Here is a 25,530-nt window from a genome sequence, read left to right as displayed (position 1 = left end):
CCAACGGAGTTACGGACCGGGCATTGAGGACCCGACGTTGGCCGCGGCCGGGGCGGCCTGCGAAAGCAGGAGCAGGGTCATGAACAGGACGCCGGTCATCTTCGGGTTGTCGGACAGGTAAGCGCTGATGGCTTCCATGCTTTCAGAAATACTGGTTTGAAAGGAAATGATTATGTATGCCTACTCAGGTGTCGGCGATAATCTATTAGTAGAAATAGAGAAATAATCTGCCACCGACCGAGACGACCCGGCGTCGCCGTCGCTCGCGCACCCGTTTCACGAGGGGAGGGAAAAGCCCGTCCGTCCGCGTATCGCTGTTGATAACGCGCGCGGTTCCCCGCCCGACCCGGGCGACCGCAGCGCTCAGTCGCTCCGCGGGGGGTTCTCGGCCAGCTCGCGATAGATCCGGTAACAGCGGTCCAGCACGTCCAGCGAGACGCTCTCGGTCTCGGTGTGGGCCTCGCCCGGTTCGGAGGCGCCACAGACCACGCACTCGACGCCGGCCTCGGCGAGCCATCCGGCGTCGGTGGCGTGCGGCTTCGTCACGAGTTCGGGGTCGCCCGCCTGAGCGGTCTCCGCGGCCGCGAGCGCCGCCTCGGCGAAGGCGTCGTCCCCACAGGCCATCGGCGGGAGGTCCTGATCGATCTCCCACTCGACGCCCGGCAGGGCCTCCACGCGCCCGAGGTCGGCGCGCTCGCCCGGCACGGTGCGCTCGTCGACGGTCACCTCGCAGGCGTCCGGGATCACGTTCCACGCGTCCCCGCCGTCCATCTTCGTCACCGCGACCGACCCCGATAGGGTCTCGCCGAAGACCTCGGCCTCGGGGAACTGGATGTCGCGGATCACGTCGACCGCGTCGCAGGCGCGGTACACCGCGTTGACGCCCGACTCCGGTTCGGAGGCGTGGGCGGCCGCGCCCGTCGCGCGGACCGTCGACCCCCGCCGGCCCTTGTGCGCGACGACCACGTCCGTCACGCCCTCCTTCGAGTAGTTCGTCGACCCCTCTGCGACGAGCGCGTAGTCCGGCGCGAACCCGGCGTCGATGGCGGCGCGGGCGCCCGTCCCTCCGACCTCCTCGCCCACGAAGGAGGCGGCGACGAGTTCGACGCCGGCGGGCACCGCGGCGTCGCGGAACGCCAGCATGCAGGCCGCGACCGCCCCCTTCATGTCGGCCGTCCCGCGGCCGTAGAGCCGTCCGTCGCGCTCCTCGACGACGTACCCCCCGTCGTCGGTCGTCTGGCGGGGGGCGGGCGGGACCACGTCGTGGTGCCCCACGAGCGCGAGCGTCGTGGCGTCGGGGTCGTCGGTCGCGCCGCGGCGGGCGACGACGTTGCCCGTCTCGTCGCGCTCCACGGCGGCGTCGGTCTCCGCGCGGAGCCACGCCTCGATGGCGTCGCCCGCGTCGGTCTCGTCCTCGTGGGAGGGGATCGACACCAGTTCGGCGGTCAGGTCGGCGAGTTCCGTCACGTCCGGCGGTGGGACGCGCGAGGACATAAATCGGCGGGAGCCGGCGAGGCCGCCCCGGACAACGGCTTCAAGTACCGCACGCGCCCACCACGGGGTAATGAGCGACACGGGCGAGGACGGGGACGGCGGGGACCCGACGCGGGACGGCGAGACGGCGGACGCCGGCGCGGCGGACGCGACCGCCGACCCCACCCCGACGATCCGCCACCTCGACGAGCGGGCGGTCCAGCGCATCGCGGCCGGCGAGGTCGTGGAGCGCCCCGCCTCGGTGGTGAAGGAGCTGGTCGAGAACAGCCTCGACGCGGACGCGGACCGCGTCTCGGTCGCCGTCGAGGCGGGCGGCACGGAGTCGATCCGCGTGCGCGACGACGGCGTCGGCATCCCCCGCGACCAGTTGGCGGCCGCGGTCGCGGAGCACGCCACCTCGAAGATCGACGGCGCCGCGGACCTCGACGCCGGCGTCGGCACCCTCGGCTTCCGCGGCGAGGCGCTGTACACCGTCGGCGCGGTCTCCCGACTTACCCTCCGCTCGCGCCCCCGGGACGCGGCCGGCGCGGGCGCGGAGATCACCGTCGAGGGCGGCGACGTGGGCGAGGTCAAACCGGCGGGCTGTCCGACGGGGACGACGGTCGAGGTCGCGGACCCCTTCTACAACACGCCCGCCCGCCGGAAGTTCCTGAAGACGACCGCGACCGAGTTCGACCACGTCAACACCGTGGTCACGCAGTACGCGCTCGCGAACCCCGACGTGGCGGTCTCGCTGGAGCACGACGGCCGCGAGGTGTTCGCGACCGAGGGGAACGGCGACCTCCGCTCGGCCGTCCTCGCGGTCTACGGCCGCGAGGTCGCGGAGGCGATGGTCGACGTCGAGTGGACGCCGGGGGAGGGGGACGGAGCGGGAGCCGACGCCGAGGGAGAGCGGGACGAGGCCGACGCCCCCGTCGAGCGCGTCCACGGCCTCGTCTCCCATCCCGAGACGACCCGCGCGGGTCGGGAGTACCTCGCGACGTTCGTCAACGACCGCTACGTCACCGCCGGGGGGCTCAGAAACGCGGTCGTGGCGGCCTACGGCGGCCAGCTCGCGCCCGACCGCTATCCCTTCGCGGTCCTCTTCGTGGAGGTGCCGACCGACGCGGTCGACGTGAACGTCCACCCGCGGAAGATGGAGGTGCGCTTCGACGAGGAGGCCGCCGTCGTCGCGGCGGTCGAGGAGGCGGTCGAGGACGCCCTGCTGGACCACGGCCTGATCCGCTCGACCGCGCCCCGCGGGCGCTCGGCCCCCGACGAGGCGCGCGTCTCCCCCGAGTCCGCCGACGCGGAGGCGGTCGGCGGCGCCGGCACCGACCACGAGCGCGCGGCCGGCGTGGGGGAGCGGAGCGGCGACGCGACCGGAGAGGGAAATGCGGACGGAACAGAGGACGGAAGTGCGGGCGGGACCGCGGACGCGGTCGCCGACGGAAACGCGGACACGACCGCGGACAGAAACGGGGCCGAGACCGCCGACGCGGCGACGGAGCTCGACCCCGAGGATGCCGACGCGTGGACCGTCGAGGGGCTCGGCGACGGCTCCGAGGCTGCGGGGTCCGCGGAGGACGCGGCCTCGGACGACGGGAGCGGCGGCGGACTCCCGGATCACAACGCGACCCGGACGGACCGCGACAGGCCCTCGCCGCGGGCGTGGCAGTCGGACGCGGATGCCGGGACGGACACCGGGACGAACGCCGAGACGGACACCGGGGCGAACGCCGAGACGGACGCCGAGACGAACGCCGAGGCGGACACCGGGGCGGACGCAGACCCCGGGCGTCCTTCTGTCGGCGACGAGGCGGGGAGTCCTTCTGTCGGCGGCGATTCTCGCCCCGGATCGGACGCCGGAACCGCCGGCTCGTCCGGCTCTCGGGGCGCCCCGTCGCGGCGCGTGACCGACGCCGGGAGCCAGCGCACGCTCGGGGGCGACGAGGCGACCGCGGAGCGCGAGTACGAGCGCCTCCCGTCGCTGCGCGTGCTCGGCCAACTCCACGACACCTACGTCGTCGCGGAGGCGCCGGACGGGCTGGTGCTGATCGACCAGCACGCGGCCGACGAGCGCGTCAACTACGAACGGCTCCAGCGCGAGTTCGCGGACGGCGCGGCCGCGCAGGCGCTCGCGGAGCCGGTGCGAGTGGAGCTTACCGCCCGCGAGGCGGCGCTGTTCGCGGAGTTCGCCGACGACCTCGCCGAGATCGGCTTCGAGGCGGAACGGGACGGCGAGCGCGCCGTGGCGGTGTCGGCGGTCCCGGCGGTGTTCGACGCGACGCTGGACCCCGGCCTCGTGCGCGACGTGCTCGGCTCCCTGGTGAGCGACGCCGCCGACGGCGACGAACCGGTCGCGGACGTGGTCGACGAACTGCTGGCGGACCTCGCCTGCTACCCCTCCGTGACGGGCAACACCTCGCTGACCGAGGGCTCCGTGGTCGACCTGCTCGCGGCGCTGGACGGCTGCGAGAACCCCTACGCCTGCCCGCACGGCCGCCCGGTCGTCATCGCGTTCGACCGCGCGGACATCGAGGACCGCTTCGAGCGCGACTACCCCGGCCACGCCGGACGCCGCGCGGAGTAGAGGACATCGCGGAACGGGTGGCGGGTCGACAAGCCGACCCGACCGGTCGCTCGGATCGCCCCCGCTTATGTAGCCCCCAGCCGAGCGCCCGGTATGGAGTGGTACGCGTGACCGACCTCGTAACGTTCGGCGAGACGATGCTGCGGCTGTCGCCCCCTCGCGGTGAGCGGCTGGAGACGACCCGCGAGCTCGGCGTGCAGGCGGGCGGCGCCGAGAGCAACGTCGCGGTCGGCGCGGCGCGCCTCGGCGCGGACGCCGCGTGGCTCTCGCGGCTCCCCGACTCGCCGCTCGGCCGCCGGATCGTGAGCGAACTCCGCAGCCACGGCGTCCGCACGGGCGTCTCGTGGGCCGACCCCGAGGGGACCCGCGTCGGGACCTACTACCTCGAACACGGCGGCGAGCCGCGTGGGACGAACGTGATCTACGACCGCGCGGACGCCGCGATCACCGACGTCTCCGCCGCGGAACTGCCGACCGGCGTCTTCGAGTCGGCCGACCGGTTCCACACTACGGGGATCACGCCCGCGCTCTCGGCCGAGGCGGCCGAGACGACAGCGTCGCTGCTGGAGGCCGCCGGCGAGCACGACGTGACGCGGTCGTTCGACCTGAACTACCGGGCGAAGCTCTGGACGCCCGAGGAGGCCCGGAACGCCTACGAGTCCCTGTTCCCCGACGTGGACACGCTGTTCGTCCCCGTCCGCGACGCGCGGCGCGTGCTCGACCGCGAGGGCGACGCGGTCGACATCGCCCACGGACTGGCGACGGACTTCGGCTTCGAGACCGTCGTCGTCACTCGCGGATCGGAGGGCGCGCTCGCGCTGGCGGACGGGTCGGTCCGCGAGCAGGGCGTCTTCGAGGCCGACACGTTCGACGCCATCGGCACCGGCGACGCCTTCGTGGCCGGGTTCCTCGCCCACCGGCTCGACGGCGGCGACGTGGCCGACGCGCTGGAGTACGCTGCTGCGACCGCCGCGCTCAAGCGGACGGTCGACGGCGACCTGGCCGTCGTCACGCCCGCGGAGGTCGAGCGCGTCATCGGCGGCGAGGGCGGCATCGACCGGTAGCGGAAGCGTCGCGACCCGCTCCGCGGCCTCCCGTCAGTCCCGGTCCGCGGTGTTTCTGCCTTCCTCCTCGACGGGGATCTGGTGGGCCGACTCCGCGAACCCGGCCGAGAGAATTCGGGTCATCGCCTCCTCGACGCTCTCGTTGGTCTCCGTGACGCGCTCCGGTTCGACCTCGATCACGTAGCCGGAGGTGATGTTCGGCGCGGTCGGCATGAACAGCACGAGCTTGCCGTCGGTCGTCTTCTTGCCCGTTTTGAACGCCGTCATGCGGATGCCGTTCCACGTCTCGAGGTGGACCGGCGTCTGCAGTTCGTCGGTGCCCGAGAGGGCGGTCTCGACGGCGAGTTTGGAGGCGTTGTACACCACGCGGAGCGCGGGGAGCCGGTTGATCGTGTCGTCGAGTTTGGTCTCCGCGACGCGGCCCATGGTCGTCCGCATGAAGTAGCCGACCGCGAGCACGAGCGTCGTGAACACCACGATCGCGATGACGACGCGATAGACGGGTTCGACCCCGGTTGGGAGCCACCCCGGCTCCAGTTCACCGATGAACGGGAGCGCCACGATGTGCCGGTAGATCCACTGCACCAGCAACAGGAGGACGATGAGCGGCACGAGGACGATGAGCCCGCTCGCGAAGTCGCGTTTCCACGTGGACATCTACGTGGTAGGTATGCGCGACGGTCCCTTATCAGCGCTTCTACACGTGTCTTGCGCGCGTCGCCGACCGCACGGGCCGACCCTCACCGCCCCAGCACCGCCCGCGCCGCGAACAGCAGGTTCTCCTTCCGCTCGCGGACGCGCCGGTAGAAGTAGGAGAGCCACTTGTCGCCGTAGGGCGCGTACTGCCACACCTCGACGCCCTGCGCCGCGAGGTCGCGCTGGGCGTCGTCGCGGACGCCCATCAGCATCTGTATCTCGTAGTCGGTGCCGTGCTCCTCGCCGAGCCGCCGCGCCAGCGAGACCATCTCCGGGTCGTGGCTCCCCACCGCGACGCCGCGGTCGCGGTGCTTGAACAGGTACTCGATGTCGCCCCGGTACGCCTCGTTGACGCGCGCCTTTTCCGTGTAGGCGATCTCCGAGGGCTCGTCGTAGGCCCCCTTCACGATCCGAACCTTCCCCGGCACCTCGACGACGCGCTCGAGGTCCTCGCGGGTGCGCTTGAGGTTCGACTGGAGGCACTGCCCGACGCTCCACGGGTTGTCCGTCGCCACGTCCACGAACGCGTCCAGCGTCGCGTCGGTCGTGTCCGCGTCCTCCATGTCGCACCAGACGAACACGTCGCGCTCGTGGGCGTACCCGACGACATCCCGGAACAGCTCCGCGAACAGGTCCGCGGAGACGTCCAGCCCGATCTGGGAGGGCTTCACCGAGACGCAGGCGTCCAGCTCCGTGTCGGCGATGTCGTCGATCAGATGGCGGTAGGCGGCCGCGTCCTCGCGGGCCGGCTCCGGGTCGTCGTAGTGTTCCCCGAGCAGGTTCAAGATCACCTTCACGCCCTCGTCGTTGCGCTCGCGCGCGTGGTCGAGCGCGGCCGCCGGCGTCTCGCCCGCGACGAACCGGCTCGCGATCGGCGGGATCATGGTCCGAAATTTTTGCCGGCGCGTAATCAGGGTTGCCGTCCGCGCCGGCGGAGCGGCGTCCGCACCCTCCCGCGGCCGGCCGTCGCTTCCACCCTCCCGTAGCCGTCCTTCCACACGCTATATACGGCCGCCGGGCGTGCGGTCCCGGTATGGTCGTCTCCCTCGTCGCCACCGCCTTCTGGGCGATGCTGCCAGCCTACGTGCCGAACAACGTCGCCGTCCTCGCGGGCGGGGGTCGTCCCATCGACGCCGGCCGGACGTGGAACGGCGCCCGCCTGCTCGGCGACGGCAAGACGTGGCGCGGCACCGCCGTGGGGACGCTCGCGGGCACGCTGCTCGCGCTCGCGCTCAACGCGGTCCGCGACCCCGTCGTCGCCGCGACCGGTATCGAAGCGCTCCCGACGTTCTCGCTCGCGGCGGGGTTCGCGCTCGCGTTCGGCGCCATGCTCGGCGACATCGGCGCCTCGTTCCTCAAGCGCCGCTCCGGCCGCGAGCGCGGCGCCGCGTTCCCCGGCCTCGACCAGCTCGACTTCGTCGTCGGCGCGATGGCCTGCGCGCTCGTCGCCGACCCCGCGTGGTTCCTCGCGACGTTCACGCCGCGCGTGATCGCCGCCGTCCTGCTGATCACCCCGCTGCTCCACATCACGACGAACGTGATCGCGTTCAAGATCGGCGTCAAGAACGAACCCTGGTGAGCCGGCCCAGTCCTCGCGCGACGGACCCCGCGGACGCGCTCACCCCCGACCGCGCGGGCGCCGTCTCGGACCGTTTATGTCCCCACCGTTCCCTCAACCGACCATGAGCGAGGCCGAGGGCGACGAGGACGACGCGGCGGCCGCGACCGGCCGGGAGATCTGGATCGAGAAGTACCGCCCGCAGACCCTCGACGACATCCACGGACAGGAGGAGATCGTCGAGCGCCTGCAGAGCTACATCGACCAGGAGGACATCCCGCACCTGCTCTTCGCGGGGCCGGCCGGGGTCGGGAAGTGTGTAACGGGAGATACGCCGGTTCTTACCGATGCAGGGCTTGAACGCATCGAGGACGTGGCCGGCGAGACCGAGGGGTTCGCCGACGCTGACCCGGAGCTATCGGTCGCGACGCTGGCCGACGACGGCTCCGTCGAGTACGGGTCCCCCTCGCACGTCTTCGGCAAGGAGGCCGACGAACTCGTCGAGATCGAGACGCGCGACGGCGGGAGCTTCCGCGTCACGCCCGAGCATAAGCTCCGAGTAGTCGATGGCGAGGGGTTCGACTGGATCCCCGCGCGTGACCTCTCCAACGGGGAGCGGATCGCGCGGCCCCGCCGCGTCCCGACACCCGACGGACCCGCCGAACTTCCGTGGATGGAGGCGATGGATCCGGAGCGGACGGAGGTGACGCTGACCGACGACGCGGCCGCCGACTTCGGGGTCGACGCTCCCGTCACGCTCGCCCGACTCGCGGTGGCCGACCGACCGATCGACCCGGAGGACGTGGCCCGGATCGAGTACGTGAACGTCCACGGCCACAGGTCCCGGAGCATCACGCCGCCGCCGGCGGTCACGCCGGAGGTGGCTCGCTTCGTGGGACTGGCTGTGAGCGAGGCTCGGATCGAGGGAGGAAGGATCAAGTTCTACAACACCGACGAGAAGCTCCTCGACGCGTTCGAGGACGCCGCACACGACTGCTTCGACGTGGAGACGACGCGCGGCGTTCAGCAGGACGTGCCCTTCGTTCGGATCGGGTCACGCACGCTGACGCACTATCTGGAGTCCGTGTTCGACGTGTTTGCAGGAGCGAGCCGCAAGGGGGGAATCGGCTCCGCCATCCTCCGAGCGGACGCGGAGTCGCGAGCGGCGTTCGTTCGCGCGATGTTCGACGCCGAGGCACACGTCGGGGCACAGGGAACCGTCGAACTCACCCAGAAGAACGAGGACCACGTGACCCTGCTGGCGTATCTGCTCTCCACGTTCGGCATTCCGTCTCGACAGAAGGACCTCACGAAGTCCGCGACCAACGGGAGCGAAACGGAACGCACGTACCGCGTGCTCTACCTCTCCGGCGCGAGCGCACTCAGCAGGTTCCGCGAGGAGATCGGGTTCTCCGTCGACTACAAGGCCGACGAACTGGCGCGCCACGCCGCCAAGGAGTCGAACCCGAACTTCGACACGATCCCGACGCAGACGGTCCTCCGTGACCTCTGTAACCGGTTCGACGTTCCGGTCACCGAGCATCTCCCGAAGTCGCTCGATCCCGATTCGCCGGGTCGAGAGGCGTACTGCGCCGCGCTCGACAGCGCCGTCGGCGCCGCGCTGGAGCGGATGGATGACGCTCAACGCGCGCTCGAACGCCTCGACGAGATCCAGCCGGAGATCGAAGCGACCGCGAGCGTTCCGGCGGCGTGGGTCGACGGCCGCGCCGAACTGGCGCCCATCGAGACGCGCCACGAGGTCTCGGAAGCCGTCGGCGCGCGAGCCGACAGACTCCTCGAGTACAGCGACGGCCGACGAACTCCTCGGGCCGACAGGGCGCTCACCATCCTCGACCGGATCGGACGGCCGGTCGAGGGGGCGCGGCTCGACCGTGTCAAGGAGGGTCTCCGGGATTCCATCGACCTGCTCGGGGTCAGCTATGCCGAGATCGTCGAGGACCTCGAGTTGACGACCGCCGACCTCACGAACCTCCTCCGCTCCGACGACTCCGAGGTTCGGTCGCTGACGCGGTTCGTCTCCGTTGCGGAGCGTCTCCGTTCGCTCGCGAACCGACGGTTGTCGCTCGACGCCATCGAGCAGGTCGATAAGGCGAACCGCCTCGCGGACAACGACCTCTACTACGACTGCGTCGAGTCAGTAGAGCGCGTCGAAGCCGACGAGCGCGTGTACGACTTGACGATGCCCGGCACCCGGAACTACGTCGCCGGACGCGTCCCGACCGTGATGCACAACACGACCGCAGCCACGGCCATCGCCCGCGAGGTGTACGGCGAGGACGACTGGCGCGGCAACTTCCTGGAGCTGAACGCCTCGGACCAGCGCGGGATCGACGTGGTCCGCGACCGGATCAAGAGCTTCGCGCGGTCGTCGTTCGGGGGACACGACCACCGGATAATATTCCTTGATGAAGCCGACTCTCTCACCGATGACGCCCAGTCGGCGCTCCGCCGGACGATGGAGCAGTTCTCCGACAACACGCGGTTCATCCTCTCGTGTAACTACTCCTCGAAGATCATCGACCCCATCCAGTCGCGGTGTGCCGTCTTCCGCTTCTCGCCGCTGTCGGACGAGGCGGTCGCCGCGCAGGTCCGCGAGATCGCCGCGAACGAGGGTATCGAGGTGACCGAGGAGGGCGTCGACGCCCTCGTGTACGCCGCCAACGGCGACATGCGCCGGGCGATCAACTCCCTGCAGGCGGCCGCGACCACGGGCGAGGTCGTCGACGAGGAGGCGGTGTACGCGATCACCGCGACCGCCCGGCCCGAGGAGATCGAGTCGATGGTGCGGGACGCGCTGAACGGCGACTTCTCGAAGGCGCGCGCGACGCTGGACACCCTCCTGACCGAGACGGGGATGGCGGGCGGCGACGTGATCGACCAGCTCCACCGCTCCGTCTGGGAGTTCGACCTCTCGGAGCGCGAGGCGGTGCGACTGATGGAGCGCGTCGGCGAGGCCGACTACCGGATCTCGGAGGGCGCCAACGAGCAGGTCCAACTCGAGTCGCTGCTGGCGTCGCTGGCGGTCGAGGCGTAGGCCGCCCGCGACGGACGGGCTTTTTGTCGGCGGCCGCGAACCCCGTGCCATGCTCACGGTCGTCTCGGACACCCACAGCGAGGAGGGCCATCGGCTGACCGGGCGGACGCTGGAGGCGGTCCGCGAGGCCGACCTCGTGGTCCACGCCGGCGACTTCTACACCGAATCGGCGCTCGACGCCTTCTACGAGGCGGCCGACACGCTCCGTGCGGTGACCGGCAACAACGCGACGGCCGCGGTCCGCGACCGCCTCCCGGCCGAGCGCGTCGTCGAGTACGCGGGCGTCCGGTTCGCGGTGACGCACACGCGCCGCGGCGGGGCGACCGCGCTGGCGCTGTTCGGGCGCGAGCGCGACGCGGACGCGGTCGTGTTCGGGCACAGCCACAGACCCACCGTCGACGCGACCGGCGCGGTCACGCTCCTCAACCCCGGCAGCCACGCACAGCCGCGCGGGAACAGGGCGGCACACGCCGAACTCGTCCCCGACGGCGACGGGCTCGACGGGCGGCTCGTGACACCGGGCGGCGAGACGTTCGAGCGATTCCGGGTCGAGCCGCGACGCTCCGACTGACGCGGGGTCGGAAGAAGACACCGGCACCGGTGGACTGTCCACGGCGTCGGCGAGTGGAGGGCCGAAGCGGGCGAAACAGGCCGTCCGGCGGTGGGGACGCGACGTGGGGGGCGTCGCAACGTGGGTGACGGTGCTGGCAGCGGCCGGACGGTCTCGCGGTCGGGTCGGCGGTGGGCGAGCCGACACCGATGCCGCATCCTCCACTAGACCGGTTGACAGTATATAGGTGGTCTAAGCACAAACGGCCGTTTTAGCAACCGGACGGCGCCGCCGTTCGTCGCGGCTCGCCGAAACGCCTAACCCGGTGCCCCGGTTACCGCGGCGTATGCCGTTGCAGGACCCCATCTACCTCGGCCTGATCGCCGTGCTCGTCGGATTCTTCCTCTTCGGATACCTCCTCGTCCGGCGGACGGTGCTGGGGCTCCGGGAAGGCTACGAGGACGGGAAACGGTAGATGGCGCTCGAAACCGCGGTCACCTTCCTCGTGGCGGGGGCGGCCAGCCTCTTCATGGCGTGGTCGATCGGCGCCGGCTCCTCGGGGTCGACCCCGTTCGCGCCCGCGGTCGGCGCCAACGCCATCTCGGTGATGCGGGCCGGCCTCGTCGTCGGCGTCCTCGGCTTCTTCGGCGCGGTGCTGCAGGGCGCCAACGTCACCGAGGCGGTCGGAACCGAACTCATCGGCGGCGTCACGCTCACCGCGGGCGCGGCCATCGTCGCGCTCGTGACGGCCGCCACACTCGTCGCGGTCGGCGTCTTCGCCGGCTATCCGATCGCGACCGCGTTCACCGTCACCGGCGCCGTCGTCGGCGTCGGAATGGCGATGGGCGGCGACCCGGCGTGGGCGAAGTACGGCGAGATCCTCACGCTGTGGGTGCTGACGCCGTTCCTCGGCGGCGGCGTCGCGTTCCTCACCGCCCGCGCGTTGATCGGTGACCGGTTCCCGGAGCGCGAGCTCACCGCGGTGCTGGCCGGTGCGGTCGGCGTCATCGTCGCCAACGTCGGGTTCGCGGCGCTGGGTCCCGACGGGGAGGCGGGCTCGCTGGCCGGGACGCTGGGCGACGGGCTCGCTCCGGGGTCCGTCGACCTCCCCGTAGTCGGGGCGTTCACCGTCGGTGCGGTCGCGGTGTCGGCGGCGGTCGCCGCGCTGGTCGCCGCGGCCGTGTTCGCCGACCTCGGTCGCGACCGCGCGGGCGCTCAGCGGCGCTTCCTCCTGGCGCTCGGCGGCCTGGTCGCCTTCTCGGCCGGCGGCTCGCAGGTCGGTCTCGCCATCGGCCCCCTCGTCCCCCTGCTCGATGGGGCGGCCGTCCCGCTGTGGGCGGTGCTGGTCGGCGGCGGCGTCGGCCTGCTCGCGGGGTCGTGGACCGGCGCGCCCCGGATGATCAAGGCCATCTCGCAGGACTACGCCTCGATGGGGCCGCGCCGGTCCATCGCCGCGCTGATCCCCTCCTTCGCCATCGCCCAGACGGCGGTCGCGTTCGGCATCCCCGTCTCGTTCAACGAGATCATCGTCTCCGCCATCGTCGGCTCCGGCTTCGCGGCGGGCGACGCGGGCGTCAGCCGGAAGAAGATGCTCTACACCGTGCTCGCGTGGATCGGGTCGCTGGTGCTGGCGCTGGCGCTCGGCTTCTCGGTCTACTGGGGCGTGACGGCGCTGATCGGCTGAGACGGGCCGCGACCTCGGGGCGGCCGTCAAGGGTGGACTCCCGGATCGGCCGTCAAGGGAGGATTCGGAGCCGACGCGTCCCGATCACTCCTCGGTGTCGAGCGGTTCGTTCTCCTCGTCGGGCTCCTCGGTCTCCTCCTCGCGTCCGTACTCCTCCGTGACGGTGACGCGAGCGCGCATGATCCGGGTGTTGTCGACTTGGTCGATACGGATCTTCACGCCGTCGTACTCGATCTCCTCGCCCTCCTCGACGAGGCGGCCGGCGCGGTTGAACACGAAGCCGGCGAGCGTCTCGAACTCCTGTCCCTCCGGGAGGTCGATGTTCAGGAACTCGTTGACCTCGTCGATGTTCACCTCGCCCTGCACGACCGCGGTGTTGTCGTCGAGGAACTCCACCGGCTCGGGCTCGTCGCCCTCCAGGATGTCGCCGACGATCTCCTCGACCATGTCCTCGAGCGTGATGATCCCCTCGGTGGTGCCGAACTCGTCGATGACGATCACCATCTGGAGCCGGTTGTCCTGCATCTCCTGGAGCAGTTCGTCGGCGTTCTTCGACTCCGGGACGTGCAGGGTGGGCTTGACCACGCGTTCGAGCGAGGGTTCGCCCTCCGAGTAGCGCAGTTCGCGCACGAGGTCGCGGACGTTGACGACGCCGACGATGTTGTCGAGGTTGCCGTCGTAGACGGGCGTGCGCTCGTGGTCGGACTGGACGCAGGTCTGGATCGCCTCCTCGACGCTGGCGGTCTTGGGGACCGCGGTCACGTCGAGCCGGGGGGTCATCACCTCCTTGGCGATGGTGTTGTTGAACCGGAAGATGCGGTCGAGCATCTCGCGTTCGTCCTCCTCGATGACGCCTTCCTGCTCGCCCGTCTCGATGATGTTCTGGATCTCCTCGCGGGTGACGTAGGTGGACTCGATGGCGGTGCCGCCGCCGGTGATTCGGTTGACGAGCCGGGTGAGGTAGTCGAAGAGGACGACGAGCGGCATCAGCGTGTACTCGGCGTACTTCAGCGGCCGCGACACGCGCAGCGACCACGACTCGGTGTTCTCGACCGCGTACGACTTCGGCGCGCTCTCGCCGAACAGCAGCACGAGCGTCGTGATGCCGAACGTCGCCGCGAAGACGGCCTGTCCCTGCGAGAGGTACAGCGCGAACAGCGCGGTCGCGATGGAGGACATCGCCACGTTGACGATGTTGTTGCCGACGAGGATCGTCACCAGCAGGCGGTGGGGGTTCGACTTCAGGTCGTCGATGATCTCCGCGTTCGGGATCCCCTCGTCGACCATCGACTCCACACGGTGCTTCTGAAGGGAGAACAGCGCGATCTCCGAGGAGGAGAAGAACGCGGACAGCCCCACCAGGACGAGGATGGCGACCGCTCCCAGTACCGTCTTCGTCGTCCGATCGACCGCCGGTAGCTGGAGGACGGTGAACGTAAGCGTGGTCGGCGACAAGCCCATTCTCACTTGAGGTGCGTCGGGCGGCAATTAAAGGGTTCCCCTCCGACCCGACTTCGCCGGCTCTCGCGCCGGTCTGAACGCCCGCATCGACTCTCGCGCCGTGACGACCGGCCGGGCGTGTCAGCGAGCCGATCCGGTCGGTTCGGCTTCCGACACCGGCAACCCGGACGACCGCCGACACGGTTACCCTTGCGGCGTTCCAAAGCGGGATATGGCCGATTCAGACATCACCCTGTACCGACTACAGGCGTGTCCCTACTGCGAGCGCGTGGTGCGGACGCTCGACGAGCTGGGACTCGACTACCACTCCCGGTTCATCGAGCCGATGCACTCCGAGCGGAACGTCGTCAAGCGGGTCTCCGGGAAGCGGAGCGTCCCCGCCATCGTCGACGAGCGAACGGGCGTCACGATGTCCGAGAGCGCGAACATCGTCGAGTACCTCGAGGCGACCTACGGGGAGGGGGGTGCCTGATGGTCGACTTCGAGGTGGTCGACCTGCCCGAGACGGACCACGTCGCCGCGGGCGAGACGGCCCCGGACTTCACGCGCCCGCTCGTCGGCGAGGAGTTCTGGGAGGACCGTTCGCTCTCCGAGCTGACCGACGAGGGGCCGGTCCTGCTGGTCGCCTACCCGATGGACGGCGCCTTCCAGGCGACGTACGTCTGGAACGAGGTCCGCGACCGCGGCTGGACCGACGCGGTGCAGGTCGTCGGCCTCTCCATTTCCTCGCCGTACGAGCACAAGACGCTGCTCGCGGAGCGGGGCGTCGACGCCCGCCTGTTCTCGGACCCGGCCGCGGACGTGGTCGCCGAGTACGGGATCGAGAACGACCTCGACGGGATGACCGGGATCGTCGACGCCCGGCCCGCCGTCTTCCTGATCGACGGCGACCGCGAGGTGCAGTACGCGTGGGTCGCCGAGACCCAGCCCGACTTCCCCGACTACGACGCCGTCGAGGACGCGCTGGACGACCTGTAGGTGCGGCGTTCGTGCGCTCCGGGAGCGAAACGACCCCGTCACCCTTTTGCGCGCCGCCGGCTCACCCTCGTTCGATGAGCGTCACCGACGAGGACCTCGACCGCGCCGCCGCGGCGATAGCCGACGGCGAGGCGGTCGTTTATCCGACGGAGACCGTCTACGGACTGGGAGCGAACGCGCTCGATCCCGCGGCCGTCGAGCGCGTCTTCGAGTTGAAGGGCCGGGACCGCGACAACCCCCTCTCGCTGGGCGTCCCGAGCGTCGACGCCGCGCTCGACCACACGCGCCCCACCGAGCGCGAGGAGGCATTTATGCGCGCGTTCCTGCCCGGGCCGGTCACCGTCGTCGTGGAGCGCGACGCCGCGGTGCCGGACGCGCTCACCGCGGGCCGCGACCGCGTCGGCGTCCGCGTCCCGGACCACCCGGTCGCGCTCGGCCTGCTGGAGCGCGCCGACTCGCCCGTCACCGCCACCAGCGCGAACGTCTCCGGCACGGGGAGCGTCCGGCGCGTCGCGTCGCTCTCGGACAGGATCCGCGAGGGGGCCGCGGTCGTGCTCGACGGCGGCGAGACCGGCGGCGCCGAGAGCACGGTGGTCGACCCCGGGTCGGGGACGGTCCACCGCCGCGGCGCGAACGCGGACGCCATCGAGACGTGGCTGGCCGAGCACGCTGCGGAGTGAGGTTGGCTCCAGCGGCGTTTCGAAGCCGTCTGTACCCGGTGGTCGGCGACGAGCACGGACCGATCGGGCGGACGTGAATCGGAGCGAAAGTTCCAGCCGGGTCCCTCGGACAGCAATCGTTCCGTTGCTGCTCCTGCTGTGCCGGACAGTACCACCCAGAGAGCCCCAGCCGGCTCTCTATACGGCGGTTTTTCTGTGTCTGTTGTCGATCCTGCTGTGCTGGACAGTACCACCCAGAAAGCCCCAGCCGGCTCGACCGACCGCGACACGCTCTGCGCTCCTCGCTCTCCGCACAGCTCGCTGCGGTGCTTGAGGCGCCGGGGCCGGATCGAGCCGGCAGCCCCTTTCAGTCCCACCCCACACAGCACCGCCACCGCACCGCTCCGCAACCGCACAGCAGCCTCGCACCTCCCCAGCCTCGGCGGCGGCGCGGCCGCGAACCGCAACGCCCCGCAGTGCGGCCGCGCTGCCGCCTCCCTCGCGCGCGTTGCTCGCGCGCGCCGACAGCACCAGCACTGGCGTGCCGTGACCAGTGACCACGAAGGGGGAGCCGCGACGGTCGATCAGTCCGTTCCGTCGTTCATCCGTCCGCCCCCGGCGTTCGATCGGAGCGATACTCGGGGTCCGTGACGAACGCCGCGAGCGCCTCTGGGCCGCCGATCCCCGTCTCCGCGACGTGTCTGGACGCGGCGGCGTTGCCGAGCGCCAGCGCGAGTTCCGGGCGCCACCCGGCGCCGAGCGCGGTCGCCAGCCCCGCGCCGAAGCGGTCGCCGCCGCCCGTCCAGCGCCGCGGCTCGCCCACGTCGAGGTTCCGCAGCGCGAGCACGCCATCCGGCGTGGCCATCGCCGCTCGCGGCCGCGCGTGCATCACGACGCCTGCGATCCCGGCCGCCTCCCGGAGCGCCGCGATCCGCCGGTCGTCGGCCGCGGGGTCGGCCGGCGCCTCCGGGTCCGGCGGCGCCCCCTCGTCGGCGCCGTTTATCCCGACCGCCGCCGCGACCGCCCGCACCTCCCGGCGGTTCGCGTTCAGGACCACGTCGTAGGCGTCGCTCAGCGCGCCGAGCACCGACAGCAACTCGGCGATCGCGCCGTCGTCGCTCCCGACCACGTCGCCCGGGTCGAGAACGAAGACGGGCCGGTCGTCGTCCCCGCCAGGCGGGCCGGTCGCCCGCCGCTCCCCGACGCGCTCGGCGAGCGTCCGGAGCGCCGCCGGCATGTCGGGGAACGACACCCAGTTACAGCACGCCACGGCGTCGGCGCCGGCCAGCGCGCCGACCGCGGCCTCCCGGGAGGGGGCCGCCGCGAGCAGGTCGTCGAACCCCCACGTCCTGATGTCGGCCGACTCCTCCGCGAGCATCACCGCCCCGTCGTCGAAGTCCACGATCCGCACCGACGCGGGCTCGCCCATCGAGTGCGTCCGGAAGGGGAGCGCGGACATGGCCTCGTGGTCGAGGTGGCCGAACAGCGCCACGTCCGCGCCGAGCGCGTGCGCGCCTCGCGCGAGGTTCACCGCCTGTCCCCCGGGCTCGCCCCGCTCGGGCACGAGCCGGAGCGACTTCCGCTCGCCCGAGGCGATCCCCTCTCCGAGCTCCCGGCGCGAGGGGGAACGGCCGCCGGCGCCCACCTCGGCGCGGCACCGGTAGTCGATCGAGCCGTCGGGGAACGCCACCACGTCCGCCGAGAGGGGGTCCCCGCGCAGCCGGTCGGCGAGCGCGCCGTAGACGCGGTCGGGATCGAGCCGACCGCCACCGTCTCGGATCGCCTTGCCGCCCCGGGTCGCCTTACCGTCCCGCGGAACCGCCGCGTCGTCGCTCACAGCCACGCGGCCTCCGGATCCACGCGCCCCTCGGGCTCCCCGCCGGCGATCATCGCAGCCGCGTCGGCCGCGGCGCGGCGATTCACCTCCTCGCGGGCGTCCTCGCTGTACCACGCGGCGTGCGGGGTGACGACCGTATCCGGCCGCCCAACGAGCGGGTCGTCGTCGGGCGGTTCCTCGGCCAGCACGTCGAGCCCGGCCGCCTTGATCGCGTCCTCCTCCAGCGCCGCCAGCAGGGCCCCCTCGTCGACGACCGGGCCGCGGCCCGTGTTGACGAGGACCGACCCCTCGTGGAGGCGAGCGAGCGCGTCGGCGTCGACGAGCCCCCGCGTCTCCTCGGTCAGGGGGGTGTGGACCGAGACGTGGTCGGCGCGGTCGAACAGCGCATCGAAGCCGACCTTCTCGACGCCGTGAGCCGCCATCTCCTCGGCGTCGACGTACGGGTCGTACGCCAAAAGCTCCGCGTCGAACCCGGCGACCTGGGCTGCGAACCGGCGCGCGATGGGGCCGAACGAGACGAGGCCGACGGTCGCCTCGGACAGGCGGCCGATGGGGGCGCCGTCGCGCCAGTCCCAGGAGCCGGCCGCGACCGCCTCGTCGTACGGCTGTAAGCTCCGAACCCCCGACAGAAGCAGCGAGACCGCGTGACTCGCGACCTCGTCGTCGGCGTAGCCGGGGACGTTCGCGACGGCGACGCCGCGCTCGGCGGCCGCCGCCACGTCGACGTTGCTCACGCCGACCGCGGAACGGACGACCCCCTGCAGCGACGGGGTCATCGCCGCCAGGGCCCTCTCGGGAACCGGCGTCCCCACGTCGGTGACGACGACGGTCGCGGGCTCCTCGTCCCCGTTCCCGGCCGCGGCCTCGACCAGCCGATCCGCGGAGCCGAGGTCGGCGACGCTCACCGTTACCGGCTCGTCGAGGCGGTCGCGGAGCACCTCGCGGTGGATCGACGGATCGACCATCGGGTAGTCCGGGAGGACGACGCGTGTCATACCCGGGCTTCGACCGCCCTCCACTTGAGCGCTGTCGCTACTGATCGTCCGCCGGCGACGAGCTCCGAGGCGCTCTCGGCCGCGCTTCGCCGCCGCGACCGGTCGGACCCGACGCCGTTTTGAGCGCCCCGGCCGTACCGTCGCGCGTGAGCGAGGATCGACCCGGTCGCCCGCCGCTTATCGCCCTGTTCGAGGAGTTCCGCGTGCGCCGCAACGCGGCGGTCGGCATCGGCGTCGGTGTGCTGGTGGCGGTGACGGCCTACCTGTTCCGCGTGCTCGAACTGTGGGGACCGGCCGGCGGGACCCGCGAGTACCCGGTGCTCGGCCCGGAGGGGTGGTTCCTGCTTCTGGCGTTCGTGCTCGCCATCGCGGTCGGTCTGCTCGTGACGGCCGCGCTGACGGTCGCGACCGCGGTCTCGCGGACGCGATCGGCGGTCGCGGAGGACGGACGCCGTAACTGACCGTCGCCCGCATGGTCGCCGCCGGACGGACCGAACAGACAACTATTAACCTCCTACGGGGGCAACGCTTCGACAAGAGATGGCCAAGGACGTCAAACCCACTCGGAAGAACCTCATGGCGATCGAGGATCGCATCGAGCTCTCCGAGCGGGGGCACGACACCCTCGAACAGAAGCGCGACGGCCTCATCATGGAGTTCATGGACATCCTCGACCAGGCGCAGGACGTCCGCTCCGACCTCTCGTCCGACTACGAGACCGCCCAGCGCAAGATCGACATGGCCCGCGCGATGGAGGGCGACGTGGCTGTCCGCGGCGCGGCCGCGGCGCTGAAGGAGCACCCCGAGATCACGACCCAGTCGAAGAACATCATGGGCGTCGTGGTCCCGCAGATCGAGTCCTCGAAGGTGAAGAAGTCGCTCGACGAGCGCGGCTACGGTCTGCTCGGCTCCTCGGCCCGCATCGACGAGGCGGCCGACGCCTACGAGGAGCTGCTGGAGACGATCATCCTCGCGGCCGAGGTCGAGACCGCGATGAAAAAGATGCTGACGGAGATCGAGACCACCAAGCGCCGCGTCAACGCGCTGGAGTTCACCCTCCTGCCCAACCTCTACGAGAACCAGGAGTACATCGAGCAGAAACTCGAGGAGCAGGAGCGCGAGGAGATCTTCCGCATGAAGAAGATCAAGGCGAAAAAGGAGGAGGCCGAAAAGGAGGAAGAGGAGCAGGCAGCCGCCGAGGCGGCCGAGGCCGCCGCGGAGACGGACGTCGAAGCGGCCGACTGACGCGCGCACGTCGTCTCGCGTTTTCTGTCGCTCCGCGTTTTCTGTCACTCCAAATTTTCTGTCCTCTGTGACGACCACCGTCCGGTTTTTCTCCCGGCCGCCCCGACACCGGGCCATGTCCTGTCCCGACTGCGGTGCCGACCGCGTCCGCTTCGCCGTCCCGCCCGCGCTCCGCGAGCACGCGCCCGAGGGGGCCGACGCGGCGGCGCTCTGTCCCGGATGCCTCCGCGTGCGCGCCGTCGACGCGGATGACGCGCCGGCGCCGGACGACGCCGCGTTCGACCGCGTCGCCGACGGCTTCCCGACGGGCGAGGCCGGGGCGGCGTTCGCGCTCGCGGTCGGAAAGTTGGGCTCGCTGGCGCTGGAGCGGGGAAGCGTCGAGGCGCTACTCGACCACGCCGAGGGGCGCGGCGCCGACGTGCTGCTGGCGCTCGACCGGCTGGCCGCGGGCGCCGACCCGGAACGGGCGGCCTTCGACGTATCGCGGCGCGTCGAGCAGGCCGAGAGCCTGCTGTACGAGTAGGGTAGCGGCCTACGCCACGATCTCGGCGACGCGGTCGATCGCCTCGTCCACGTCGTCGGCGTCGACGCCGAGGTTCGTGGTGAACCGGACGACGTAGTCGTCGAACGCGACCGCGCCGACGCCGCGCTCCTTGCAGGCCGGGACGAACTCGTCGGCGGGGACGCCGGCCTCGCTGGTGTCCACGACGACGATGTTCGTGTCCGGGTCGTCGGCCGCGAGGCCCGGAAGCGCGTCGAGGCCCGCGGCGAGGCGGGCGGCGTTGGCGTGGTCCTCCGCGAGGCGGTCGACGTTGTCCAGCGCGAGCAGTCCGGGCGCGGCGATCATGCCGGCCTGCCGCATCCCGCCGCCCAGCAGTTTGCGGACGCGGCGGGCCTCCTCGACGAACGCCTCCGAGCCCGCGAGGATCGAGCCGACGGGCGCGCCGAGCCCCTTCGAGAGACAGAACATGACGGAGTCGACGTCCACGACAAGTTCGGACGCGGGGGTGTCGAGCGCGACGGCGGCGTTGAACAGCCGCGCGCCGTCGACGTGGACCGGCACGCCCGCCTCGTGGGCCGCTTCGGCCGCCTCGTCGATCCGGGCCTTCGGGATCGCCGTGCCGCCGCGGTAGTTGTGGGTGTTCTCCAGCGCGAGGAGGCCCGTGCCGGGGCGGTGGAGGTCCTCGTCCACGAGCCCCGACCGGACCTGCTCCGCGGTCGGGACGCCGCGCTCGCCCGTCTCGACGGTGCGGGTCTGGAGTTCGGAGAGCTGCGCGACGCCCGCGAGCTCCCACCGGTAGATGTGCGCCTCCGCGTCCAGCAGGAGCTCGTTCCCCCGCTCGGTGTGGACGCGGACGGCGATCTGGTTGCCCATCGTTCCCGAGGGGACGTACAGCGCGTCCTCCATGCCGACCGCCTCCGCGGCGCGGCGCTCCAGCTCGTTGACGGCGGGGTCGTCGCGGTAGACGTCGTCGCCCACCTCGGCGTTCGCGGCGGCCTCCCGCATCGCGTCCGAGGGCTTCGTGACCGTGTCCGACCGCAGGTCGATGTCGAGGTCCATCTCACCTCCCCGTTGGCGTCCGTCCGGATAACTCGCGTGGAACCGGCCGCACTGGGTGCGCGAGCGAGACACAGGAGCGTCCAGAACGTCCCAACCGGCCCTCCATACGCGGTTGCTGATGTGGTTCTGCTGCAGATTCTGCTGATCTGGACAGCAACATTCAGAAAGCCCCAGCCGGCTGCCCCTTTCAGTCCCGCCCCGCACCGCTCTGCACCGCGACCGCACCACAGCCTCACGCCTCCCCAACCTCGCCGCAGTCGCGGTCGCGCGACCGCACCACACCGCAGCGCGACCGCGGCTGCGGGCTCCCTCGCGCGCGTTGCTCGCGCGCGCCGACCGCACAGCACCGCTACAGCCACTCGCGACAGCGACCTCTACCAGCCACCTGCAGCAGCGAACCCAACCGTCGATCGTGGCCGGTCACGAAGGCTTACGAAGGCGGTCGACCGGACGAAAACCGCCACGAGAGGCGGTGACACGCTCCCGCGGCCGCGGCTCGTATGGAAGGGGTTTTATGTGCGCCGTCGAAAGATTGCCCCACTATGGGCAAGAAGTCGAAGGCCAAGAAGAAGCGGCTGGCGAAGAAGGAACGCCAGAACACGCGCGTCCCCACGTGGGTCATGATGAAGACCGACATGAACGTCACCCGTAACCCCAAGCGGCGCAACTGGCGACGCAACGACCTGGACGAGTAAATGAGCACGAACGATTTCGAGGAGCGCGTCGTCACGATCCCGCTCCGCGACGCCAACGACAAGCCGAAGCAGGAGCGCGCCGACTACGCGATGAAGATCGTGCGCGAACACCTCGCGCAGCACTTCTCCGTCGAGGAGGACGCCGTCACGCTGGACGCCTCGGTCAACGAGACCGTCTGGGCGAACGGGCGCACGAACCCGCCGAGCAAGCTCCGCGTCCGCGCGGCCCGCTTCGTCGAGGACGGCGAATCGGTCGTCGAAGCCGAGACCGCGGAGTAGCGTGTTACGGGCGTCCTTCGCCGGGTCGGCGTACGTCGGCGTGTTCGCGCGCGTCGCGGACGACACGCTGCTCGTCCGCCCGGACATCGACGAGTCGCTGCAGGCGGACCTCGGCGAGGAGCTCGACGCGACTGTCGTCCCCACGACCGTCGGCGGCTCCAACACCGTCGGCGCGCTCGCGGTCGGCAACGAGAACGGCGTGCTGGTCTCCGAGCGCGCGACGGCTCGCGAGGTCGACCGCATCGCCGACGCGGCCGACGCCGAGGTCCACGAACTCCCGGGCAAGATCAACGCCGCGGGGAACGTGGTGCTCGCCAACGACTACGGCGCGTACGTCCACCCCGACCTCGACCGCGAGGCCGTGACGACCGTCCGCGACGCGCTCGGCGTCCCCGTCGAGCGCGGCTCGCTGGCGGACGTCCACACCGTCGGCACCGCCGCGGTCGCGAACAACGAAGGGGTGCTCTGTCACCCAAAGTCCACCGAGGACCAGCTGCAGACGGTCGAGGAGCACCTCGACGTGTACGCCGACCTCGGTACGATCAACTACGGCGGCCCGCTCGTCGGATCGGGGCTGATCGCCAACGACGACGGGTACGTCGTCGGGCAGGACACCACCGGCCCGGAGCTCGGCCGCATCGACGACACGCTGGGCTTCATCGACTGAGCCGACGGCCGCCGCGCGGACCCCCTTCCGTCGGTCAGCTCCGTCCCGCTCCGCAGTACCTTTTACTCCTCCCCACGCGGAGTCCGAGCCATGGCCGCCCTCGAACTGGAGGCGCTGACGAAGTACTACGGCGACGTGCGGGGGATAGAGAACGTCTCCCTCACCGTCGAGGAGGGGGAGGTGTTCGGGTTCCTCGGCCCGAACGGCGCCGGCAAGACGACGACGATCCGGACGTGCATGGGCTTTCTCTCCCCGACCGGCGGGTCGGTCCGCGTGCTGGGTCGCGACCCGACGGACGAGGCGGAGTTCCTGGAGGCGCGTCGGCGGATCGGCTACCTGCCGAGCGATCCGGGCCTCGATCCGGACCGGACCGGCGCCGCGTACCTCGACTTGCAGGCGGACCTGAAGGGGGAAACGCGGCGGCGAGAGCTCGTGGACCGGTTCGGCCTTCCGGCGGAGCGCCGCATCGGCGACCTCTCCCGGGGCAACCGACAGAAGGTCGCGCTCGTCTCCGCGTTCATGCACGACCCGGAGCTGTTGGTACTCGACGAGCCGACCGCGGGGCTCGACCCCCTCCTGCAGGAGGAGTTCAACGCGCTCGTCGAGGAGGCGGTCGCGGACGGCGCGACCGCGTTCCTCTCCTCGCACGTCCTGAGCGAGGTGCAGACCCTCTGTGACCGCGTGGGGATCGTCAGGAACGGACGGTTGGCGACCGTCGAACGCGTCGACGACCTGCTCGAGCGCGCCGGCAAGCGCGTTCGCGTGGCGGTCTCGGGGGCAGGTCCGCGGGCGGGGGAACGGACCGAGGGCCGCGTTGAGGACTCGCTCGAGCGACTGGCCGGCACCCACGACGTGCGCGTCGGCGAGGGGACCCCGACGCCGGTCTCGTTCACCTACACCGGCGCCTACGACGACCTCGTCGCGTGGCTGGCCGAGCGCCCGATCGCGAACCTCGACGTGCGCGACGCGCCGCTCGAGGACGTCTTTCTCCGGTTCTACGGCGAGCCCGACGGCGAGGCGGACGAGGAATCGGCAGGGACCGGATCGGGGGACTCGGCGGGGGTCGAGGCGTGAGTCCGGCCGACCGTCCACCGGCGTGGCTGGCGATCGCCCGCTACGAGGCGGCCGGCCGACGGCGCGGGACCGCGGTGCTGACGGGGCTGCTGTCGGCTTTCGTCGTCGTCTTCCTCGCGTTCTTCCCCGCGTTCGCGGACTCGGGCATCGACATGGACGCGTACGTCGACGCGTTCCCGCCGGCGTTCCGGGAGCTGTTCGGGATCATTACTATCGCCACCGTGGAGGGGTTCCTCGCGGTGGAGTTCTACCAGTTCGCATGGGTGATCCTCGTCGGGCTCTACCTCGCGTACCTCGGCGGCGAGACGATCGCGGCCGACGTGGAGAGCCGCCGCATGGACCTCACGCTCGCGGCGCCGGTCCGTCGGCGCTCGGTGGTCGTCGGCGCGTTCCTGGGACTGGTCCCGCTCGTGCTGGCGCTCAACGCGGTCCTGCCGGTCGTCGCGTACCTCGGCGTGCTCGGGATCGGGGAGACGATCGCCGCGGAGCGACTGCTCGCAGTCCACGCGCTGGCGGTGCCGTACCACCTCGCGTGCGCCGCGATCGGCGTGCTCGCGTCGGTGCTGTTCGACCGGGCCGGGATCGCCCAACGCGTCGCGCTCGGGACGGTGTTCGCCCTCTACATGTTCGAGTCGCTGACGGCGCTGACGGAGTACGACCGGCTCGGCGCGATCAGCCCGACCGCGTACTACGACCCCTCGGCGATACTGGTGAACGCCGAGTACGACTGGGTCGGGGGCGGGATCCTGTTGGTGGGCTCTGCGGCGCTCGTCGCGCTCGCCGTGGTCCGGTTCGAACGCGCGGACCTGACCGGGTAAGTGGTCGAGCCATGCGGCGGTTCGCCGTCAGTATCGGCCGGTTCGGGTTCCGTTTTCGCTGTTGATCTGGCTGATCGGGGCGGCTACTCTCAGAAAGCCCCAGCCGGCTCTCCACACGCGGTTTGCTGATCTGGTTCTGCTGCGGAGCCTGCTGTGCTGGACCGCAACACCCCGAAAGCCCCAGCCGGCTCGACCGGCCGCGCCTCGCTGTGCTCCTCAGACAGTCGCGGCGACACGAGGTCGCCGCGGGACTGCGGTGCTAGCTTCGTCGGGGCCCGGATCGAGCCGGCTGCCCCTTTCAGTCCCACCCCATCCCGCCCCGCTCCGCACCGCGACCGCACAGCACCGCACTCGCTCCGCAACCGCACAGCAGCCTCATCCCTCCCCAGCCTCGGCCGCGGGCCGGGCGCGGAAACCGCAACGCGCCGCATCGCGCCCGGCCCGTGGCCTCCCTCGCGCGGTCGCGGCGACGCGCTTCGCGGTCGCCGCGGCGCGCGCCGACCGCACCACGTCAGCAGGGCACCGCGACCGCAACCCCGCCGACGCCGAATCGGGTCCGTCGTTAAACCATCGCGTGTGAAGCGGTCG

The 25,530-nt window shown here is 71.3% G+C and carries 26 protein-coding genes; 18 read left to right on the top strand and 8 right to left on the bottom strand.

What is annotated here, in order from left to right:
* Positions 1–9: 9 nt before the first annotated feature.
* Together ACQE3L_RS04245 and ACQE3L_RS04240 are read right to left on the bottom strand one after the other, a co-directional pair.
* Complete coding sequence (locus tag ACQE3L_RS04245; RefSeq protein ID WP_426962544.1) at positions 10–138, bottom strand: DUF7503 family protein; 129 nt, start codon at positions 136–138, stop codon at positions 10–12.
* Positions 139–363: 225 nt separating this feature from the next.
* Positions 364–1,467, bottom strand: a complete 1,104-nt coding sequence (locus ACQE3L_RS04240; RefSeq protein WP_426962543.1) for a M20 family metallopeptidase — start codon at positions 1,465–1,467, stop codon at positions 364–366.
* A 97-nt stretch (positions 1,468–1,564) separates the two neighbouring features.
* On the opposite strand from ACQE3L_RS04240, the gene mutL reads away from it, so the two are divergent.
* Positions 1,565–4,066 carry a DNA mismatch repair endonuclease MutL gene (gene mutL / locus ACQE3L_RS04235; RefSeq protein ID WP_426962542.1) on the top strand — a complete coding sequence of 834 codons (2,502 nt, stop codon included), beginning with the start codon at positions 1,565–1,567 and terminating at the stop codon, positions 4,064–4,066.
* Between the two features lie 98 nt (positions 4,067–4,164).
* A complete protein-coding gene (kdgK1, locus tag ACQE3L_RS04230) occupies positions 4,165–5,130 on the top strand; it encodes a bifunctional 2-dehydro-3-deoxygluconokinase/2-dehydro-3-deoxygalactonokinase (protein WP_426962541.1) in 966 nt (321 codons plus the stop codon).
* Between the two features lie 33 nt (positions 5,131–5,163).
* Here kdgK1 and ACQE3L_RS04225 read toward each other — a convergent pair whose 3' ends face one another.
* Both ACQE3L_RS04225 and ACQE3L_RS04220 read right to left on the bottom strand, forming a co-directional pair.
* Positions 5,164–5,787: a DUF502 domain-containing protein gene (locus tag ACQE3L_RS04225; RefSeq protein WP_426962540.1), complete on the bottom strand. Its 624-nt coding sequence runs from the start codon at positions 5,785–5,787 to the stop codon at positions 5,164–5,166.
* A gap of 83 nt (positions 5,788–5,870) precedes the next feature.
* A complete protein-coding gene (locus ACQE3L_RS04220; RefSeq protein ID WP_426962539.1) occupies positions 5,871–6,710 on the bottom strand; it encodes a proline dehydrogenase family protein in 840 nt (279 codons plus the stop codon).
* A gap of 149 nt (positions 6,711–6,859) precedes the next feature.
* On the opposite strand from ACQE3L_RS04220, the gene ACQE3L_RS04215 reads away from it, so the two are divergent.
* From ACQE3L_RS04215 to ACQE3L_RS04195, 5 genes are all read left to right on the top strand, one after another.
* On the top strand, positions 6,860–7,405 hold the full coding sequence (locus ACQE3L_RS04215; protein WP_426962538.1) for a CDP-2,3-bis-(O-geranylgeranyl)-sn-glycerol synthase: 546 nt from the start codon (positions 6,860–6,862) through the stop codon (positions 7,403–7,405).
* A 103-nt stretch (positions 7,406–7,508) separates the two neighbouring features.
* The gene (locus tag ACQE3L_RS04210; protein ID WP_426962537.1) at positions 7,509–10,439 is read left to right on the top strand and encodes a replication factor C small subunit; all 2,931 of its coding nucleotides are present in this window, start codon (positions 7,509–7,511) and stop codon (positions 10,437–10,439) included.
* 49 nt (positions 10,440–10,488) lie between these two features.
* On the top strand, positions 10,489–11,010 hold the full coding sequence (locus ACQE3L_RS04205) for a metallophosphoesterase (protein ID WP_426962536.1): 522 nt from the start codon (positions 10,489–10,491) through the stop codon (positions 11,008–11,010).
* A gap of 325 nt (positions 11,011–11,335) precedes the next feature.
* Positions 11,336–11,464, top strand: a complete 129-nt coding sequence (locus ACQE3L_RS04200; protein ID WP_281176564.1) for a DUF7859 family protein — start codon at positions 11,336–11,338, stop codon at positions 11,462–11,464.
* Entirely contained in the window at positions 11,465–12,673 is a 1,209-nt protein-coding gene (locus ACQE3L_RS04195) for an inorganic phosphate transporter (protein ID WP_426962535.1), read from the top strand.
* Between the two features lie 84 nt (positions 12,674–12,757).
* Here ACQE3L_RS04195 and ACQE3L_RS04190 read toward each other — a convergent pair whose 3' ends face one another.
* Positions 12,758–14,134, bottom strand: a complete 1,377-nt coding sequence (locus ACQE3L_RS04190; protein ID WP_426962534.1) for a hemolysin family protein — start codon at positions 14,132–14,134, stop codon at positions 12,758–12,760.
* A gap of 211 nt (positions 14,135–14,345) precedes the next feature.
* On the opposite strand from ACQE3L_RS04190, the gene ACQE3L_RS04185 reads away from it, so the two are divergent.
* The 3 genes from ACQE3L_RS04185 to ACQE3L_RS04175 all read left to right on the top strand — a co-directional run bounded on the left by ACQE3L_RS04185 (position 14,346) and on the right by ACQE3L_RS04175 (position 15,792).
* A complete protein-coding gene (locus tag ACQE3L_RS04185) occupies positions 14,346–14,606 on the top strand; it encodes a glutathione S-transferase N-terminal domain-containing protein (RefSeq protein ID WP_426962533.1) in 261 nt (86 codons plus the stop codon).
* On the top strand, positions 14,606–15,112 hold the full coding sequence (locus ACQE3L_RS04180; protein ID WP_426962532.1) for a redoxin domain-containing protein: 507 nt from the start codon (positions 14,606–14,608) through the stop codon (positions 15,110–15,112). The genes ACQE3L_RS04185 and ACQE3L_RS04180 overlap by 1 nt, the downstream gene beginning before the upstream one ends.
* Positions 15,113–15,186: 74 nt before the next feature.
* Entirely contained in the window at positions 15,187–15,792 is a 606-nt protein-coding gene (locus ACQE3L_RS04175) for an L-threonylcarbamoyladenylate synthase (protein ID WP_426962531.1), read from the top strand.
* Positions 15,793–16,372: 580 nt separating this feature from the next.
* On the opposite strand, the gene ACQE3L_RS04170 is transcribed toward ACQE3L_RS04175, so the two are convergent.
* Both ACQE3L_RS04170 and ACQE3L_RS04165 read right to left on the bottom strand, forming a co-directional pair.
* Positions 16,373–17,608 (bottom strand): hypothetical protein, encoded by a 1,236-nt coding sequence (locus ACQE3L_RS04170; protein ID WP_426962530.1) that lies wholly within the window; start codon positions 17,606–17,608, stop codon positions 16,373–16,375.
* Positions 17,605–18,603 (bottom strand): C-terminal binding protein, encoded by a 999-nt coding sequence (locus ACQE3L_RS04165; RefSeq protein WP_426962529.1) that lies wholly within the window; start codon positions 18,601–18,603, stop codon positions 17,605–17,607. The genes ACQE3L_RS04170 and ACQE3L_RS04165 overlap by 4 nt, the downstream gene beginning before the upstream one ends.
* Before the next feature lie 146 nt (positions 18,604–18,749).
* Between ACQE3L_RS04165 and ACQE3L_RS04160 the strand changes: the two genes are divergently transcribed.
* The 3 genes from ACQE3L_RS04160 to ACQE3L_RS04150 all read left to right on the top strand — a co-directional run bounded on the left by ACQE3L_RS04160 (position 18,750) and on the right by ACQE3L_RS04150 (position 20,371).
* A complete protein-coding gene (locus ACQE3L_RS04160) occupies positions 18,750–19,064 on the top strand; it encodes a DUF7536 family protein (protein ID WP_426962528.1) in 315 nt (104 codons plus the stop codon).
* 79 nt (positions 19,065–19,143) lie between these two features.
* Positions 19,144–19,848: a V-type ATP synthase subunit D gene (locus ACQE3L_RS04155; RefSeq protein WP_426962527.1), complete on the top strand. Its 705-nt coding sequence runs from the start codon at positions 19,144–19,146 to the stop codon at positions 19,846–19,848.
* Positions 19,849–19,963: 115 nt separating this feature from the next.
* A complete protein-coding gene (locus tag ACQE3L_RS04150) occupies positions 19,964–20,371 on the top strand; it encodes a DUF6276 family protein (RefSeq protein ID WP_426962526.1) in 408 nt (135 codons plus the stop codon).
* Positions 20,372–20,380: 9 nt separating this feature from the next.
* Here ACQE3L_RS04150 and ACQE3L_RS04145 read toward each other — a convergent pair whose 3' ends face one another.
* Positions 20,381–21,409, bottom strand: a complete 1,029-nt coding sequence (locus tag ACQE3L_RS04145; protein WP_426962525.1) for a threonine aldolase family protein — start codon at positions 21,407–21,409, stop codon at positions 20,381–20,383.
* 542 nt (positions 21,410–21,951) lie between these two features.
* On the opposite strand from ACQE3L_RS04145, the gene ACQE3L_RS04140 reads away from it, so the two are divergent.
* The 5 genes from ACQE3L_RS04140 (at position 21,952) to ACQE3L_RS04120 (ending at position 24,942) form a co-directional block, all read left to right on the top strand.
* The gene (locus tag ACQE3L_RS04140; protein ID WP_058367121.1) at positions 21,952–22,104 is read left to right on the top strand and encodes a 50S ribosomal protein L39e; all 153 of its coding nucleotides are present in this window, start codon (positions 21,952–21,954) and stop codon (positions 22,102–22,104) included.
* Positions 22,105–22,383 (top strand): 50S ribosomal protein L31e, encoded by a 279-nt coding sequence (locus ACQE3L_RS04135; protein WP_426962524.1) that lies wholly within the window; start codon positions 22,105–22,107, stop codon positions 22,381–22,383. It begins immediately after the preceding gene.
* Between the two features lies 1 nt (position 22,384).
* On the top strand, positions 22,385–23,050 hold the full coding sequence (locus tag ACQE3L_RS04130) for a translation initiation factor IF-6 (protein ID WP_426962523.1): 666 nt from the start codon (positions 22,385–22,387) through the stop codon (positions 23,048–23,050).
* 90 nt (positions 23,051–23,140) lie between these two features.
* Positions 23,141–24,124, top strand: coding sequence for an ABC transporter ATP-binding protein (locus tag ACQE3L_RS04125; RefSeq protein WP_426962522.1), 984 nt, complete (start codon positions 23,141–23,143; stop codon positions 24,122–24,124).
* Complete coding sequence (locus tag ACQE3L_RS04120) at positions 24,121–24,942, top strand: ABC transporter permease subunit (protein WP_426962521.1); 822 nt, start codon at positions 24,121–24,123, stop codon at positions 24,940–24,942. The genes ACQE3L_RS04125 and ACQE3L_RS04120 overlap by 4 nt, the downstream gene beginning before the upstream one ends.
* Positions 24,943–25,530: the final 588 nt, after the last annotated feature.

This window comes from Haloparvum alkalitolerans, from assembly GCF_050122995.1.
GTDB classification, from domain to species: domain Archaea; phylum Halobacteriota; class Halobacteria; order Halobacteriales; family Haloferacaceae; genus Haloparvum; species Haloparvum alkalitolerans.
The sequence above is the reverse complement of the archived record's forward strand: the minus strand, read 5'-3'. Positions and strand labels throughout refer to the sequence as shown.

Excerpts from the sequence above, each read along its gene's own strand:
- ACQE3L_RS04245 (WP_426962544.1), bottom strand. The coding sequence starts at position 138 with ATGGAAGCCATCAGCGCTTACCTGTCCGACAACCCGAAGATGACCGGC.
- mutL (WP_426962542.1), top strand. The coding sequence starts at position 1,565 with ATGAGCGACACGGGCGAGGACGGGGACGGCGGGGACCCGACGCGGGAC.
- ACQE3L_RS04225 (WP_426962540.1), bottom strand. The coding sequence starts at position 5,787 with ATGTCCACGTGGAAACGCGACTTCGCGAGCGGGCTCATCGTCCTCGTG.
- ACQE3L_RS04220 (WP_426962539.1), bottom strand. The coding sequence starts at position 6,710 with ATGATCCCGCCGATCGCGAGCCGGTTCGTCGCGGGCGAGACGCCGGCG.
- ACQE3L_RS04215 (WP_426962538.1), top strand. The coding sequence starts at position 6,860 with ATGGTCGTCTCCCTCGTCGCCACCGCCTTCTGGGCGATGCTGCCAGCC.
- ACQE3L_RS04210 (WP_426962537.1), top strand. The coding sequence starts at position 7,509 with ATGAGCGAGGCCGAGGGCGACGAGGACGACGCGGCGGCCGCGACCGGC.
- ACQE3L_RS04205 (WP_426962536.1), top strand. The coding sequence starts at position 10,489 with ATGCTCACGGTCGTCTCGGACACCCACAGCGAGGAGGGCCATCGGCTG.
- ACQE3L_RS04200 (WP_281176564.1), top strand. The coding sequence starts at position 11,336 with ATGCCGTTGCAGGACCCCATCTACCTCGGCCTGATCGCCGTGCTCGTC.
- ACQE3L_RS04195 (WP_426962535.1), top strand. The coding sequence starts at position 11,465 with ATGGCGCTCGAAACCGCGGTCACCTTCCTCGTGGCGGGGGCGGCCAGC.
- ACQE3L_RS04190 (WP_426962534.1), bottom strand. The coding sequence starts at position 14,134 with ATGGGCTTGTCGCCGACCACGCTTACGTTCACCGTCCTCCAGCTACCG.
- ACQE3L_RS04185 (WP_426962533.1), top strand. The coding sequence starts at position 14,346 with ATGGCCGATTCAGACATCACCCTGTACCGACTACAGGCGTGTCCCTAC.
- ACQE3L_RS04180 (WP_426962532.1), top strand. The coding sequence starts at position 14,606 with ATGGTCGACTTCGAGGTGGTCGACCTGCCCGAGACGGACCACGTCGCC.
- ACQE3L_RS04175 (WP_426962531.1), top strand. The coding sequence starts at position 15,187 with ATGAGCGTCACCGACGAGGACCTCGACCGCGCCGCCGCGGCGATAGCC.
- ACQE3L_RS04165 (WP_426962529.1), bottom strand. The coding sequence starts at position 18,603 with ATGACACGCGTCGTCCTCCCGGACTACCCGATGGTCGATCCGTCGATC.
- ACQE3L_RS04155 (WP_426962527.1), top strand. The coding sequence starts at position 19,144 with ATGGCCAAGGACGTCAAACCCACTCGGAAGAACCTCATGGCGATCGAG.
- ACQE3L_RS04150 (WP_426962526.1), top strand. The coding sequence starts at position 19,964 with ATGTCCTGTCCCGACTGCGGTGCCGACCGCGTCCGCTTCGCCGTCCCG.
- ACQE3L_RS04145 (WP_426962525.1), bottom strand. The coding sequence starts at position 21,409 with ATGGACCTCGACATCGACCTGCGGTCGGACACGGTCACGAAGCCCTCG.
- ACQE3L_RS04140 (WP_058367121.1), top strand. The coding sequence starts at position 21,952 with ATGGGCAAGAAGTCGAAGGCCAAGAAGAAGCGGCTGGCGAAGAAGGAA.
- ACQE3L_RS04135 (WP_426962524.1), top strand. The coding sequence starts at position 22,105 with ATGAGCACGAACGATTTCGAGGAGCGCGTCGTCACGATCCCGCTCCGC.
- ACQE3L_RS04125 (WP_426962522.1), top strand. The coding sequence starts at position 23,141 with ATGGCCGCCCTCGAACTGGAGGCGCTGACGAAGTACTACGGCGACGTG.